The sequence below is a fragment of the Pseudomonas sp. B111 genome (assembly GCF_026428275.1).
Lineage (GTDB): Bacteria > Pseudomonadota > Gammaproteobacteria > Pseudomonadales > Pseudomonadaceae > Pseudomonas > Pseudomonas aeruginosa.
On record NZ_CP097857.1, the window covers coordinates 3,173,216 to 3,187,982 of the forward strand.

General features: G+C 65.4%; 15 protein-coding genes. 8 read left to right on the top strand and 7 right to left on the bottom strand.

From position 1 onward, the window contains the following. Positions 1-21 precede the first annotated feature (21 nt). The 3 genes from M6E97_RS14665 (at position 22) to M6E97_RS14675 (ending at position 1,749) form a co-directional block, all read left to right on the top strand. A complete protein-coding gene (locus M6E97_RS14665) occupies positions 22-1,002 on the top strand; it encodes an IS5-like element ISPst7 family transposase (RefSeq protein ID WP_014595514.1) in 981 nt (326 codons plus the stop codon). A gap of 126 nt (positions 1,003-1,128) precedes the next feature. Beyond that, positions 1,129-1,305: a hypothetical protein gene (locus M6E97_RS14670; protein WP_267262672.1), complete on the top strand. Its 177-nt coding sequence runs from the start codon at positions 1,129-1,131 to the stop codon at positions 1,303-1,305. 9 nt (positions 1,306-1,314) lie between these two features. After that, positions 1,315-1,749 carry a hypothetical protein gene (locus M6E97_RS14675; protein WP_016254153.1) on the top strand — a complete coding sequence of 145 codons (435 nt, stop codon included), beginning with the start codon at positions 1,315-1,317 and terminating at the stop codon, positions 1,747-1,749. A 361-nt stretch (positions 1,750-2,110) separates the two neighbouring features. On the opposite strand, the gene M6E97_RS14680 is transcribed toward M6E97_RS14675, so the two are convergent. Further along, positions 2,111-2,713 carry a glutathione S-transferase family protein gene (locus M6E97_RS14680; protein ID WP_003097816.1) on the bottom strand — a complete coding sequence of 201 codons (603 nt, stop codon included), beginning with the start codon at positions 2,711-2,713 and terminating at the stop codon, positions 2,111-2,113. A 55-nt stretch (positions 2,714-2,768) separates the two neighbouring features. Beyond that, on the bottom strand, positions 2,769-3,935 hold the full coding sequence (locus M6E97_RS14685) for a PLP-dependent aminotransferase family protein (protein ID WP_003140110.1): 1,167 nt from the start codon (positions 3,933-3,935) through the stop codon (positions 2,769-2,771). Positions 3,936-4,016: 81 nt separating this feature from the next. Here M6E97_RS14685 and M6E97_RS14690 point away from each other — a divergent pair, with 81 nt between their 5' ends. Then, entirely contained in the window at positions 4,017-4,493 is a 477-nt protein-coding gene (locus M6E97_RS14690; RefSeq protein WP_003097819.1) for a MarR family winged helix-turn-helix transcriptional regulator, read from the top strand. Between the two features lie 49 nt (positions 4,494-4,542). Here M6E97_RS14690 and M6E97_RS14695 read toward each other — a convergent pair whose 3' ends face one another. Further along, positions 4,543-5,178: a hypothetical protein gene (locus tag M6E97_RS14695; RefSeq protein ID WP_003087573.1), complete on the bottom strand. Its 636-nt coding sequence runs from the start codon at positions 5,176-5,178 to the stop codon at positions 4,543-4,545. A gap of 230 nt (positions 5,179-5,408) precedes the next feature. On the opposite strand from M6E97_RS14695, the gene M6E97_RS14700 reads away from it, so the two are divergent. Next, entirely contained in the window at positions 5,409-6,605 is a 1,197-nt protein-coding gene (locus M6E97_RS14700) for a benzoate/H(+) symporter BenE family transporter (protein WP_003087572.1), read from the top strand. Positions 6,606-6,611: 6 nt separating this feature from the next. On the opposite strand, the gene M6E97_RS14705 is transcribed toward M6E97_RS14700, so the two are convergent. Both M6E97_RS14705 and M6E97_RS14710 read right to left on the bottom strand, forming a co-directional pair. Then, on the bottom strand, positions 6,612-7,505 hold the full coding sequence (locus M6E97_RS14705; RefSeq protein ID WP_003087569.1) for a bile acid:sodium symporter family protein: 894 nt from the start codon (positions 7,503-7,505) through the stop codon (positions 6,612-6,614). A gap of 158 nt (positions 7,506-7,663) precedes the next feature. Next, positions 7,664-8,425 (bottom strand): SDR family oxidoreductase, encoded by a 762-nt coding sequence (locus tag M6E97_RS14710; RefSeq protein WP_003087566.1) that lies wholly within the window; start codon positions 8,423-8,425, stop codon positions 7,664-7,666. A 250-nt stretch (positions 8,426-8,675) separates the two neighbouring features. On the opposite strand from M6E97_RS14710, the gene M6E97_RS14715 reads away from it, so the two are divergent. Both M6E97_RS14715 and M6E97_RS14720 read left to right on the top strand, forming a co-directional pair. Beyond that, positions 8,676-9,680, top strand: a complete 1,005-nt coding sequence (locus M6E97_RS14715; RefSeq protein ID WP_003087564.1) for an NADP-dependent oxidoreductase — start codon at positions 8,676-8,678, stop codon at positions 9,678-9,680. A gap of 163 nt (positions 9,681-9,843) precedes the next feature. Beyond that, complete coding sequence (locus M6E97_RS14720) at positions 9,844-11,565, top strand: SulP family inorganic anion transporter (protein WP_033938514.1); 1,722 nt, start codon at positions 9,844-9,846, stop codon at positions 11,563-11,565. Here the strand turns inward: M6E97_RS14720 and M6E97_RS14725 are convergent. Further along, complete coding sequence (locus M6E97_RS14725; RefSeq protein ID WP_033938516.1) at positions 11,546-13,504, bottom strand: methyl-accepting chemotaxis protein; 1,959 nt, start codon at positions 13,502-13,504, stop codon at positions 11,546-11,548. The two genes, M6E97_RS14720 and M6E97_RS14725, sit on opposite strands and share 20 nt — an antisense overlap. A 201-nt stretch (positions 13,505-13,705) precedes the next feature. Here M6E97_RS14725 and M6E97_RS14730 point away from each other — a divergent pair, with 201 nt between their 5' ends. After that, positions 13,706-14,113 (top strand): DUF5086 domain-containing protein, encoded by a 408-nt coding sequence (locus M6E97_RS14730; protein WP_003087555.1) that lies wholly within the window; start codon positions 13,706-13,708, stop codon positions 14,111-14,113. Between the two features lie 6 nt (positions 14,114-14,119). On the opposite strand, the gene M6E97_RS14735 is transcribed toward M6E97_RS14730, so the two are convergent. After that, positions 14,120-14,728, bottom strand: a complete 609-nt coding sequence (locus M6E97_RS14735) for a flavin reductase family protein (protein ID WP_003087553.1) — start codon at positions 14,726-14,728, stop codon at positions 14,120-14,122. Positions 14,729-14,767 lie beyond the last annotated feature (39 nt).

Genomic DNA, 14,767 nt, shown 5'->3' on the forward strand with positions numbered 1-14,767 from the left:
CGCCACCCACCGAGTTTTCTGATGAAGCAGATGACCTTCGCCGATGCCGAGTACGCCGGCAAGCGCAAGCAGACCCGCAAAGAGCTGTTCCTGATCGAGATGGATCGGGTGGTGCCGTGGAAGGGGTTGATTGCCCTGATCGAGCCGCATTACCCCAAGGGTGAAGGTGGCCGTCCGGCGTACCCGTTGATGGCAATGCTGCGGGTTCATCTAATGCAAAACTGGTTCGGTTATAGCGATCCAGCGATGGAGGAGGCACTGTACGAGACCACCATCCTGCGGCAGTTCGCGGGGCTGAGCCTGGAGCGTATCCCCGACGAAACCACCATCCTCAACTTCCGTCGCCTGCTGGAGAAACACGAACTGGCTGCTGGCATCCTGGCCGTGATCAATGGCTACCTGGGTGACCGTGGCCTGTCGCTGCGCCAAGGCACCATCGTCGATGCCACGCTGATCAATGCGCCGAGTTCGACCAAGAACAAAGACGGCAAGCGCGACCCAGAGATGCACCAGACCAAGAAGGGCAACCAGTATTACTTTGGCATGAAGGCCCACATCGGCGTCGATGACGAATCGGGCCTGGTGCATAGCGTGGTAGGTACGGCGGCTAACGTGGCGGACGTCACCCAGGTCGACAAGTTGCTGCATGGCGAGGAAAACGTGGTCTGCGCCGATGCGGGTTATACCGGCGTCGAGAAGCGTGCCGAGCATGATGGCCGCGAAGTGATTTGGCAGGTGGCAGCACGGCGCAGCACTTACAAAAAGCTGGGCAAGAGCAGCGCGCTGTACAAAGCCAGACGCAAGATCGAGAAAGCCAAGGCTCAGGTACGGGCCAAGGTTGAGCACCCGTTTAGGGTGATCAAGCGGCAGTTCGGTTATGTGAAGACGCGCTTCCGTGGCTTGGCCAAGAATACTGCGCAACTGGTGACGCTGTTCGCGTTGTCGAACCTGTGGATGGCACGCCGACATTTGCTGACCAATGCAGGAGAGGTGCGCCTGTAATGCAGGAAATGGCCGCCGCGAGGTGTTCTCGGCGGCTAGAAACACCGAAATGAGCTGGTTATCTGATCGTTTTTGATCGGTTTGCCGCTTTCAAAATCGGCGGAGGCTGAAGTCAGCCGGAAATGCATGGCTACTTCAGACCATCCAAAGGGCTGGAAACAGAACAATGCACTATTCAAACTCGAAGCACTAAAAAAGCCAACGATAAATGAAGGAGGCGGCGTTATCAACACTGGCCTTGGGGATGGAAAAGCCCTAGAGATATTCAACAAGAACCTAATAGACTTCGAAGTAATAGACTAGAGAAACCTCATGAAAACCATTTACAACTTCAAACAGCGTATCAAAGAAGACCCCGAGTACATTCGAAAAGCCCATGAACTCACTTTGAATACAACGAAGCCTAAAGCTGGCCTTAAAGGGACTTATGGACTACTGGGCTCAAAGGAATGGTGGGACAATCTTGAAAACGGATCAATTCCACAAAAAGAAATTTCCGGAACCATAAAGAAAGTATATTTAACGGGGCAAGACAACACCGAAGATTTCAACACGATAGATATAGAAACAGAAAACAAAACCCTCTGCACGGAGGGCACTTACACAAACAAGAATACCGACAGAAAGCATTACGAAGCAGGAAAAAAAATCACCATAAAATATGCTTTCGACCCACTAAAAAAGCCCAAGCCAAATGGAGACATCGACTATTCAAAAATAGTTGTTGAGATATTAATATCCGAATAACTGAAAATCAGCCTTAGGGAAGGTTATATAAAAAACCAAAAGACAGAAGCAAATGAAACCCCCTATCCATGGGAATCATACATCGGAAAGTTGACATGTTCTTTTCTCGAATAAACAGAAAAGCTGGAGGATGCCAGCGAACCAGGATCGCTCCGACGAAACGCTAGCAAAGCACCATGAGCAAGTATGAATCCAGCTGAGATAACGCACACTTACTCATGACCTGGCCCAACACTGCCGGGAATTTTCCCTGGCTCAGGAAGTTCACGCATCTTGCCCAATGAGTGGAAATTTCGCTCTACCCGAAATTCCCGCTCATGACAGAAATCACTGCCTCGCCAACCGCTGATCGAATCTCCCCTCAATCCAGCATCCCCACATACCCCGGCACCTCCCCCACTCGCTTGATCCACGCGCGGATCGCCGGGTAGGCCGTCAGGTCGAAGCCGCCTTCATGGGCGACATGGGTGTAGGCGTAGAGGGTGATATCGGCGATGGAGAACTGTTCGCCGACCAGGAATGGCGTGCGCGACAGCTGTTTCTCCATGACGTCGAGGGCCTTGTAGCCGCCGATCTTCTTCTCTTCGAACTCGGCGCGGCGGGCTTCCGGGAGGCCGAGGTAGAGCTTGATGAAGCGCGCCACGGCCACATAGGGCTCATGGCTGTATTGCTCGAAGAATTGCCATTGCAGCACCTGGGTGCGCAGGCGCGGTTCGCTGGGCAACAGGGCGCTGCCGTCGGCGAGGAAGTTGAGGATGGCGTTGGACTCCCACAGGCAACTGCCGTCCTCCAGCTCCAGCACCGGTATCTTGCCGTTGGGGTTCTTCGCCAGGAACTCCGGGGTCTGGGTCTCGCCCTTGAGAATGTCCACCGGAACCCACTGGTAGTCGATGCCGAGCAGCGACATGGCCAGCTTGATCTTGTAGCAGTTGCCCGAACGGTAATCACCGTAGACCTTGTACATCGTGTCGCTCCTCGGATCGGATGGCCGGCGCCCTCGGAGGAGCGCCGATGAGGGTTCAGGCCGCTTCGGCGGCCTGGGCGTCGCGGACGACCTTGGCCAGGCGCCGCAGGCCTTCGTGCAGGCGCTCCGGGGCGACGTGGCTGAAGTTCAGCCGCAGACGCCCGAGGTTCTGCTCCGGCTCGGCGAAGAAAGGTTCGCCGGGCATGAATGCGACATCGGCGGCCAGCGCCGGCTGGAGCAGGGTGCGGGTATCCAGCGGCTGCCTGAGGGTCAGCCAGAAGAACAGCCCGCCCTCCGGGATATTCCATTCGGCCAGCTCGCCGAAGTGCTCCAGCAGGGCCTCCTGCATGGCGTCGCGGCGGACCCGGTAGAACTCGCGCAGTTCGGCCAGGTGCTGGCGATAGGCCTCGCTGCCGAACCATTGCAGCGCCTGCCACTGCCCTACCCGGTTGGTATGCAGGTCGGCCGACTGTTTCAGCCGCAGCAGGTGCGGGAACAGGTCCGGGGTGGCGATCAGGAAACCGACGCGCAGGCCCGGCAGCAGGGTTTTCGACACCGTGCCGGTATAGATCCAGCTGGACTTGCGCAGGCGGCTGACCAGCGGGGTTGCGCGGCCCTCGTCGAACACCAGTTCGCGATAGGGTTCGTCTTCGATCAGGGTCACGCCGAATTCGTCGAGCAGCGCCGCCACCGCGTCGCGGCGTCCCTCGCTGTAGCGCACGCCGGACGGATTCTGGAAAGTCGGGATCAGGTAGGCGAAGGCCGGCTTGTGTCGCTCCAGGCGCTGCCGCAGGGCAACCAGGTCGGGGCCCTCGGCACCCAGCGGCACGGTCACGCAATCGGCGCCGAACAATTGGAAGGCCTGTAGCGCGGCGAGGTAGGTCGGCGCCTCGAGCAGCACCTCGGTGCCCGGATCGATGAACAGCTTGCTGGCCAGGTCGAGGGTCTGCTGCGAACCGCTGACGATCAGCACCTGGCTCGCCTCGCAGGGGACGCCGAGGGCACGCGCTTCGGCGGCGATGGCTTCGCGCAGGGCAGGCTCGCCTTCGCTCATGCCGTACTGGCCCATGGAGGCCGGCATCTGCTCCCACTGCACCTTCGGCAGCATCGGCTCGGCCGGCAGCCCGCCGGCGAACGACATCACCTCCGGACGCTGCGCCGCGGCAAGGATTTCGCGGATCAAGGAGCTTTTCAGGCGGGAGATGCGTTCAGAGAAGGCCATGGGATCACCGGTAGCGTAGGCGGGGAAAAATGAGTCAAACTGCTTGACCGAAACTACGATGCCGCACCCGGAAGCGTCAATATGCCTGACCTGAAAAACCACGCCGTCCAGCAGCAGGCCATGATGGAAGCCTTCTTCTTCGCGTACCAGGCCTTCACCACCAAGCCTGACGAGATGCTCGCCCGCCGCGGCCTGGGTCGCGTGCACCACCGCGTGCTGTTCTTCATCGCCCGCTATCCGGGCCTCAGCGTGAAGGAACTGCTGGCCCTGCTCGGCGTGACCAAGCAGGCGCTGAACATCCCGCTGCGCCAGTTGCTGGAGATGAACCTGATCGGCAGCGCCACCGCCGACGACGACAAGCGCAAACGCCTCCTCGGCCTCACCGCCGAGGGCGTGCGGTTGGAAAAGGCGCTGCGTCGCGAGCAGTCGCGGCTGCTCCAACGCTGCTTCGAGGAAGCCGGCGGCGAAGCGGTCTCCGGCTGGCTGGCGGTCAATCGCACCCTGGCTCGGGCGCATGCAGGCAGCCGCGGCGAAGCGGCGACGGAGGCCGCCGACTGACGCCCATGGGCCTGGCGCCTGGACGCTCGGCAAGCCGACCGGCTGCCCGCTAGCCCCGCTCCAGCTCCCGCGCCGCGCGCCAGCAGGCCAGCGCCATGGCCAGGGTGGCGGCCAGCAGCGGCAGTACCGCCAGCACCAGCAACAGCACCGAAGCCAGCATCGCGCCGCCGGCGATGTCCAGCCAGGCCATGATCCGCAGCGACGGATAGAGGTTTTCCTGCTTGAGCAGACGCAGGCCCAGCCAGAGGGTGGTAGCGCCGATCAGCGCAAGCAGCGCGAAGTACACCAGCGCCTGCCAGTTCCAGCCCTGCAGCGCATCGTCGGTAACCGCCAGCAGGCTCCAGCCCTCGCCCAGCAGGGTCAGGAGAATCGACAACCATACCGGCCAGGCCAGCGAGGGGCCGCGAAAGCGCGACTCGACCAGGTGCTTGAGCCGCAGCAGCAGGTAGGCGCCGAGCAGGCTGAGGAGCAGGCCCAGCCAGTCGGCGTAGACCCCGAACGCGGCGCCATCGCCGAATGCCTCCAGCAGGCTGAGCACCATCAGCACCACGCCGCCGGCTATCGAGGCCAGGCAGAGCCAGGCGAGGATGCGCAGTTGCGCGGGCGTCCAGCGCCGGCGGAAAGCATCCGGTATGCCCTGCTCGACCAATTCGACACGCGGCGTGGCGTAGGGGTTTGCATCCATGGCGAAGCTCCTCGGCAAATGCCGGGAAGTTACCAGCTCCGCCAGCTTCCGGCAGCTGCGACTGTATGGCCAACTATGTCTGCGGCTGTACCGGGACAGCCCCTGGCCGGCTGTTTAGGCTGCGCAAAACAGAAAAAGATGATCGGCACTCCGCGCCTCGCGCAACCTGCCCCGTGGCTCCGCCTACCGCCGTGCCCGGTCGTCCCGCACACTCCATGGAAGTACCCGGCATGACCGAAACCACCCAGCCCCAGCCTCGTCTGCGTCCGTTCGCCGACTCCTCTCCCGCCGCCGTAGTGGCCGGCTTCGTCGCCATGCTCACCGGCTACACCAGCTCGCTGGTACTGATGTTCCAGGCCGGGCAGAACGCCGGTCTCAGCAGCGCGCAGATTTCCTCGTGGATCTGGGCCCTGTCGATCGGCATGGGCCTGGCGACCATCGGCCTGACCCTGCGCTACCGGGTGCCGATCGTGATCGCCTGGTCCACCCCCGGCGCGGCGCTGCTGATCAGCAGCCTGCCCGGAGTGCCGTACAGCGAGGCGATCGGCGCCTTCATCGTCTGCGCCCTCCTGATCACCCTGTGCGGCGTCACCGGCAGCTTCGAACGCCTGATGCGCCAGGTTCCCTCCTCGCTGGCCTCGGCGCTGCTGGCCGGGGTGCTGTTCCGCATCGGCATCGAGATCTGCAACGCCGCCGAGCAACAGACCCTGCTGGTGCTGGCGATGTTCTTCAGCTATCTGCTGTGCAAACGCTTCTCGCCGCGCTATGCGGTGTTCGCTGCGCTACTGGTGGGGGTGCTGCTGGCCGGGATACTGGGCCAACTGGACTTCAGCAGGTTCCGCCTGGAACTGGCGGTACCGGAGTGGACCACGCCGAGCTTCTCCCTGGCCGCCACCATCAGCATCGGCATCCCGTTGTTCATCGTCGCCATGGCGTCGCAGAACATGCCCGGCATCGCCGTGCTGCGCGCCGACGGCTACCAGGTGCCGGCCTCGCCGCTGATCTCGAGCACCGGCATCGCCTCGATCCTGCTGGCGCCGTTCGGCTCCCACGGGATCAACCTGGCGGCGATCAGCGCGGCGATCTGCACCGGTCCCTCAGCCCACGAGGACCCGCACAAGCGCTATACCGCGGCGCTCTGGTGCGGCTTCTTCAACTGCGTCGCGGGAACCTTCGGCGCCACCCTGGCAGCGTTGTTCGCGGCGTTCCCCAAGGCACTGGTGCTGTCCATCGCCGCCATCGCCCTGCTCGGCTCGATCATGAACGGCCTGGCCAACTCGATGGCCGACGAGCGCCAGCGCGAGGCCGCGCTGGTGACCTTCATGGTCACCGCCTCCGGCTTCACCCTGCTGTCCATCGGCTCGGCGTTCTGGGGCCTGGTGGCCGGTCTGCTGACTCAGTTCGTGCTCAACTGGCGGCGCGGCTGACCGACCTCAGTCCGGCGCCGTCACGGGCGCCGGCGCGGCCTGGTGGCCACGGCTGACCCACCAGCCGAAGGCCGCCGCGGTGAAGAACATCAACACCCCGTAGATCGCCGGCGGAATCGCCATGGTGCTGTTGTTCAGCAGGCTCGGACTCAGCGCCAGGGCGATCGCCAGGGTGCCGTTGTGGATGCCGATCTCCATGCCGATGGCCACCGCCTGGGCCTTCGGCAGGCGCAGCAGGCGCGGTACCCAGTAGCCCACCGCCAGGCTCAGCAGGTTGAAGGCCAGCGCGGCCAGCCCGACCACCGGCGCGTAGGTGACGAAGGTCTGCCAGTCCTTGGCCAGCGCCAGCAGGATGATCACCAGCAACAGCAGCGCGGAAAGGATCTTCACCGGCTTCTGCAGCCGATCCGCCACGGCCGGCAGGCGGTTGCGCACCAGCATGCCGATGGCCACCGGGCCGAGGACGATGACGAAGACCTGCATGACCTTGCCGAACTGCAGGGGAATCGCCTGCCCGTCGCCCATGAAGTATTGCAGCGACAGATTGACGATCAGCGGCATGGTGAGGATGGCGATCACCGAATTCACCGCGGTCAGGGTGATGTTCAGTGCCACGTCGCCATGCGCCAGGTGGCTGTAGAGGTTGGCGGTGGTGCCGCCGGGCGAGGCCGCCAGCAACATCATGCCGACCGCCAGGGCCGCCTCGAGGGCGAAGCCCTGGACGATCAGGAAACAGGCCATGGGCAGCAGGACGATCTGGCACACCAGGCCGACCAGCACCGGCTTCGGGTAGCGCACCACGCGGAGGAAGTCGGCCGGGGTCAGGGACAGTCCGAGACCGAGCATGATGATGCCCAGGGCGATGGGGAGGAACAGGGTCAGGATGGGATCGGCGGTCATTATTGTTATTGCTCCGATGCGATGGAGACGGGCTCAGGCCCCGGATTCTCGACCCAGGTTAGTCCCCCGGCAGTGGCCTGGCGCGCCAAACCGCGTGCCGACCTGTAACAGAATGCGAATGCCCCGCGCCGGGGCATCCCGGTTGTATCGCCGCCCGCTCAGATCGCCGTCGCCCCGCCGTCCACCGGCAAGGCGATACCGGTGGTGAAGCCTGCGTTGTCGCTGCACAGATAAAGCACCGCGGCGGCGATTTCCTCGACCCGCCCGACCCGACCCAGCGGATGCATCGCGGCGGCGAACTCGGCCTTGCGCGGATCGGCCTCGTAGGCGCGGCGGAACATGTCAGTGTCGATCACCGCCGGACACACGGCGTTGACGCGGATGCCCTTCTTCGCGTACTCGATCGCCGCCGATTTGGTCAGGCCGATCACCGCGTGCTTGGAAGCAGCGTAGATGCTCATCTTCGGCGCCGCGCCGAGCCCGGCGACCGAGGCGGTGTTGACGATCGCGCCGCCGCCCTGGGCCAGCATCAGCGGGATCTGGTGCTTCATGCACAACCAGACGCCCTTCACGTTGACAGCCATGATGGCGTCGAACTCGGCTTCGTTGCCGTCGGCCAGCTTGCCCTGCTCGATCTCGATGCCGGCGTTGTTGAAGGCATAGTCGAGACGGCCGTAGGCCGCCGCGCAACCCTCTACCAGCGCCTTGACCTCGGCGTCGCGGGTGACGTCGCAGCGAATGAAGAGGGCTTCGCCACCTGCCTGGCGGATCGCTTCGACCGTGCCCTCGCCGCCGGCGCTGTCCAGGTCGGCGACCACCACCTTGACCCCGGCGGCGGCGAAGGCCAGCGCGGTAGCGCGGCCGATGCCCGCCGCACCGCCAGTGACCAGTGCGACCTGGCCGGAAAGAAGTTTGCTCATCTGCTGCTCCTCGGAAAATCGCCTTCCGCCAACCGCGACGGAACCGGGCCGCGCCAGTCTAGCCAGGGCCGGCGCAAGGCATAGCACTATCAGGGGACTGGAGGATGGGCCATCCAGCCCGCTGATAAGACTGATGGCGGCGAATCATCGGCATAGATGACCGGTCATTTCCGCACTCGCCTTCGCTTGCCGCCGGCGCCGGCGCCGGCTATCCCTAGGGACCTGTTTCCCGACATTCGAGTGCCCTGCCATGACCTCCCAGATCAATCGGCAATACCAGTTGGCCCAGCGTCCCAGCGGGCTGCCCGGCCGCGACACCTTCAGTTTCGTCGAGACCCCGCTCGGCGAGCCGGCCGAGGGCCAGATCCTGGTGAAGAACGAGTACCTGTCGCTGGACCCGGCGATGCGCGGCTGGATGAACGACGCCCGCTCCTACATCCCGCCGGTGGGGATCGGCGAGGTGATGCGCGCGCTCGGCGTCGGCAAGGTGCTGGTTTCGAAGCACCCCGGCTTCCAGACCGGCGACTACGTCAACGGCGCCCTCGGCGTGCAGGACTATTTCGTCGGCGAGCCCAAGGGTTTCTACAAGGTCGACCCGTCCCGCGCGCCGCTGCCGCGCTATCTCTCGGCGCTGGGCATGACCGGCATGACCGCCTACTTCGCGTTGCTCGACGTCGGCCAGCCGAAGAGCGGCGAGACCGTGGTGATCTCCGGCGCCGCCGGTGCGGTGGGCAGCGTTGCCGGGCAGATCGCCAGGCTCAAGGGCTGCCGGGTGGTGGGCATCGCCGGCGGCGCCGAGAAATGTCGCTTCCTGGTCGAGGAGCTGGGCTTCGACGGCGCCATCGACTACAAGAACGAAGACCTCGCCGCCGGACTCAAGCGCGAATGCCCGAAGGGCATCGATGTGTTCTTCGACAACGTCGGCGGCGAAATCCTCGACACGGTGCTCACCCGTATCGCCTTCAAGGCACGCATCGTCCTCTGCGGGGCGATCAGCCAGTACAACAACAAGGAAGCGGTGCGCGGCCCGGCCAACTACCTGTCGCTGCTGGTCAATCGGGCGCGCATGGAAGGCATGGTGGTGATGGACTATGCCCAGCGCTTCCCAGAAGGCCTGAAGGAGATGGCCACCTGGCTGGCGGAAGGCAAGCTGCAATCGCGCGAGGACATCGTCGAAGGCCTGGAGACCTTCCCCGAGACCCTGCTCAAGCTGTTCAGCGGGGAAAACTTCGGCAAGTTGGTGTTGAAGGTCTGAGGTCCGCCGCCGGCGCGAAGAAGCGGCGGATAGTGCCTGGCGCTATCCGCCCTGCGCCTCGCCTCGAAGAGCGTGTGCACTGAAGAAATAATGATTCCCGGCAATCCTGCCGCCTGTCCTTCGGGCTAAGCTGCGGCATCCGCGCCTGCAAGGAATCAGCCGCATGCCACTCGCCCGCTGGGTACCCGGACTCGATAGCCTGCTCCACTACCGCCGCGCCTGGTTCCGTCCGGATGTCCAGGCCGGGCTGTCGGTGGCGGCGATCCAGATCCCCACTGCCATCGCCTACGCCCAGATCGCCGGCTTCCCGCCCCAGGTAGGCCTCTATGCATGCATCCTGCCGATGCTGATCTACGCCCTGATCGGCAGCTCGCGACAGTTGATGGTCGGCCCCGACGCGGCGACCGCGGCGATGGTCGCCGCCGCCATCACCCCGCTGGCGGCGGGCGACCCGCAGCGCCTGGTGGACCTGTCGATGATCGTCGCGATCATGGTCGGGCTGTTCTCCATCGTCGCCGGCCTGGCCCGCGCCGGGTTCATCGCCAGCTTCCTCTCGCGACCGATCCTGGTCGGCTACCTCAACGGCATCGGCCTGAGCCTGCTGGTCGGGCAACTGGGCAAGCTGTTCGGCTACGAGGCGGCGACCAGCGGCTTCGTCGCCGGCATCCTCGCGCTGCTGGAAAACCTGCTGCACATCCATTGGCCGACGCTGATCCTCGGCAGCCTCTCGCTCTTGCTGATGGTGCTGCTGCCGCGGCGCTTCCCGCAGTTGCCCGGGGCGCTCTGCGGCGTCCTCCTGGCCAGTCTCGCCGCGGCGCTGCTGGGCCTGGATCGCTACGGCGTGGAACTGCTTGGCGAGGTACCGGCCGGGCTGCCGCAACTGAGCTGGCCGCAGACCAGCCTGGAGGAACTGAAAAGCCTGCTGCGCGACGCCACCGGCATTACCGTGGTCAGCTTCTGCAGCGCCATGCTCACCGCGCGCAGCTTCGCCGCCCGCCACGGCTACAGCATCAACGCCAACCACGAATTCGTCGCCCTCGGCCTGGCCAACATCGGCGCCGGGGTCTCCCAGGGCTTCGCCATCAGCGGCGCCGACTCACGCACCGCGGTGAACGACATGGTCGGCGGCAAGACCCAACTGGTCGGCCTGGTCGCCGCACTGGTGATCGCCGCCACCCTGTTGCTGCTGAACAAGCCCCTGGGCTGGGTGCCGATGCCGGCGCTCGGCGCGGTCCTGTTGCTGGCCGGCTGGGGCCTGATCGACGTGCAGGCGCTGAAGGGCTTCTGGAAGCTCAGCCGCTTCGAGTTCAGCCTCTGCCTGCTGACCACCGTCGGCGTGCTCAGCGTCGGCGTGCTGCCGGGAATCTTCGTCGCCGTCAGCATCGCCGTACTGCGCCTGCTCTACTACACCTATCGCCCGAGCGACGCGGTGCTCGGCTGGATGCACGGCATCGACGGCCAGGTCGAGCTGGCCAAGTACCCGCAGGCCACCACTCTTCCCGGCCTGGTGATCTACCGCTTCGACGCCCCCCTGCTGTTCTTCAACGCCGACTACTTCAAGCAGCGGGTGCTTGCCGTGGTGGACGGCAGCGAGCGGCCGAATGCGGTGCTGCTCAACGCCGAAGCCATGACCAACCTCGACATCAGCGGCCTGGCCACCCTCCACGAGGTGCAACAGATCCTCAAGGCCCAGGGCGTGCACCTGTCGCTGGCGCGGGTGACCGGGCAGACGCTGGACCTGCTGCAACGCTCGAGCATGCTCGGCGAGATCAAGCCGCCGCTGGTGTTCAGCTCGGTGCGCTCGGGGGTCAGTGCTTATCGCTACTGGCTGCGCCAGCAGGAAAGACTCGCCGCCCAGGCCGCGGCTACAAGCGGAAATGCCTGACCATGCCCTGTAGTTCGCGCCCCAGCTCCGCCAGTTGTTCGCTGGACGAAGCCGTCGACTGCATGGCCTGGGCCGACTGATCGGCCACCTCGCGGATCGCCGTGACGCTGCGGTTGATCTCCTCGGCGACCGCGCTCTGCTGCTCGGAGGCCGCGGCGATCTGCTGGTTCATCTGCTGGATCAGCGCCACCGCCGTAGCGATGTTGCCCAGCGCCGCCTCGGTCTGCAGCGCGTCGTCGACGCTCTGGTCCACCAACTGGTGGCTGCGCTGCATACGCTGCACCGCCTGCTGCGTGCCATTCTGCAAGGCACCGATCAGGGTCTCGATCTCGGCCGTGGACTGTTGGGTGCGCCGCGCCAGCGCCCGCACCTCGTCGGCGACCACGGCGAAGCCTCGACCCTGGTCGCCGGCCCGCGCCGCCTCGATGGCGGCGTTCAGCGCCAGCAGGTTGGTCTGCTCGGCCACGCTCTTGATCACGTCCAGCACGCTGCCGATGCGCTGGCTGTCGGCGCTCAGCGCCTCGACGCTGGCGGTGGCCGCGCGCACCGCCTCGGCCAGTCGCTCGATCCGCTCCAGGGTCTGGCGTACCACCTCCTGGCCGACGCTGACCTTGCCGTCGGCGCTTTCCGCCGCCCCCGCGGCTTCCTCGGCGTTGTGCGCCACTTCATGGACGGTGGCGGCCATCTGGTTCATCGCCGTGGCCACCTGTTCGGTTTCCGCCCGCTGGCTGTCGATTCCCAGGCGGGTGCGCGTGGTAACGCCGGACAGCGCCTCGGAAGCGCCGGCAATCCGCCCGACGCCGTCCTGCAACTGGCTGACGATACCGCGCAGGCTGCCGGTCATGGCGCGCATCGCGGCCATCAGTTGGCCAACCTCGTCGCGCCGCTCGCTGTCGCCCCGTACCGCCAGGTCGCCTTCGGCGATCCGCTGCGCCACACCCATCGCCTGGCGCAGCGGACGGACGATCAGCAGGCTGATGCCGAAGGCCGCGCCCAGGCCCACCAGCAGCGCCAGCACGGCGGCGCCGACGATCAGCAGGGAGTTTGTCCGCAGGCTGTGGAGCATGGCCTGCTGCTGTGCCTCCCAGCTACGGTCGACACGCGCCATCACCTGCCCGGCGCGCTCGCCCATGGCGGCGTACATCTGCCGCTCCTGGCGCTGGCTGGCGCGGTACTCGGCGAGCTTGTCGGCGAAACCGCGGATATTGGTCAGCACGTCCTTGACCACCGACACGTAGGCATCGTCGGTGATCGCCTGCTCCAGCAGGGCTGCCAGCTCCAGCGCCTCGCGCAGCGATTTCGGCGGCCCCTCCTGCGCATCCGCGGCGCGCGCTTCGAGACGCGAGCGGGCCTCGTCCAGCCCCTGCAGGACCAGGCGATTGACCTGGGCGACCTGGGCCGCCTGCTGCAACAGCGGTTCGCCGTCGCGTCCCTGGCTCTCCTTCAGCGCATAGGCGCCATCCTCGGCCAGGCTGGACTGGAGGATATCGAGGCTGTTGGCGGCGCCGTTCAGCGACCAGCTGGCGCTTTCCCAAGCCAACTGGCGTCCCTGGATGGACTGCTCGAAGCGGCCGAACGCTTCGAGGTATGCCGCCAGCACCTGCTCCACCTCGGCCATGCCAAGCGCCTGGTCGGCGTCGCCGTCGGCCTTGAGCCGGCCCACCCGTTCAAGGGTCGCGGCCAGGCGCTGGCGCAAGCGCTCGGCGTCGCTCTTTTCCCCGTGCAGGGCAAAGTCCTTCTCGGCCTGGCGAACCTCCAGCACGTCGCGATTGATCGCGCTCATCTCCTGCAGGCGCGCGAAGCGCTGCCCCAGCGCATGCAGCGAGAGCACCGCGAGCGCGGCCACCAGCGCGGTCAATAGCAGGACCAGGGTAAAACCGATGGCCAGTTTCTTCGCCGTGCCGAGATCGGCCAGACGCCTGCGCAGCAACCCCAGCATGACTCCCCTCCCCCGTGACGCGCCGTCTGCGTGCGCATTTCCCGCTGTGTCGCGCGTTTTTCGCCGAACCTGAGCGGCCGGGCAAGGTAGTGGCACGATAATGGCCAGGAGAGATATGCGCAGGTCGTTTCCAGGATATCCGAGCTGACGTCGGGCGGGCGCGGAGCCATACTGGGCGCCCCATGGAAAAAGGAGCTTGCCATGCGTCCCGTATTGCCGCTGTTGCTGTCGCTGAGTCTGTGCGCCCCCGCCCTGGCCGACTGGAGCGGCCCGATCGAGCAGCCGCTCTGGTCGTTGCCGGCGGCGCCGGGCCTGTCGCGCTGGCTGATCGTGCACAACCTGTCGAGCGCGGCGGCCGACGGCCTGTACCACGTCGAGGTCCTGGAGCGCCGCCAGGGCCAGCAGCCCTGGCAGTTCCAGCGCCTGGCCGCGCACCTGGCGCTGACCGAACAGGCGCTGCGCGCGAGTATCGTGGCGCCGCTGAAACGCGGCGGGGTGTATCCGGAAAGCTACCAGTTCGCCTATCGCCAGTGGCAGGAACGCCAGGCCGCGGGCCAGGCGCCGGTGTGCCGGCGCACGGTCGACGAGTGCCTGCGGGCGCCGGACTGAGCCCGACTACCTGGGCCGGATCATGCTGAACGTGTCGCGGGTATAGCTGTAGTGGCTGCCGCCCAGGCGACCGACCAGGTCGAGCCTGTCGCTATCCACATGGCGCTCGTCGGCCAGCACGGCATCGTCGACATGGGCCAGCAGCACGCGGGCGAAGATCAGGTGGCAATTGGGGTTCTCCGCCGGATACGGCTTGATCTCCGCCACCTCGCACTCGAAGGCCACCGCCGCCGCGGCGATTCGCGGCGGCGCCACGCGTACGCTGGACACGGTAGGGATGCCGACCGTCTCGATCTCGCTCACGCCATGGGGCAGCCAGGCGGAGGTGGCGTTCATGGTTTCGGCCTGGGCGGCGCCGACCAGGTGGATCACCAACTGCCCGGTGGCCTGGACGTTGCGCAGGGTGTCCTTGAGGCTGCCGTCGTCGCGCAGGCTGACGTTGACCATCAGGGTCGGCGGCTCGTCGCTGATCACCTGGAAGAAGCTGAACGGGGCCAGGTTGCTGGCGCCCTCGGCGGACAGGGTCGAGACCCAGGCAATCGGTCGCGGGGTGACGGTGGAAGCCAACCAGCGATAGGCCTCGGCGGGAGCGATGGTGGTGAAGTCCAGTTGCATGGCGGTCTCGCGGAAATCGACGGAGGGGACGCCGATTAT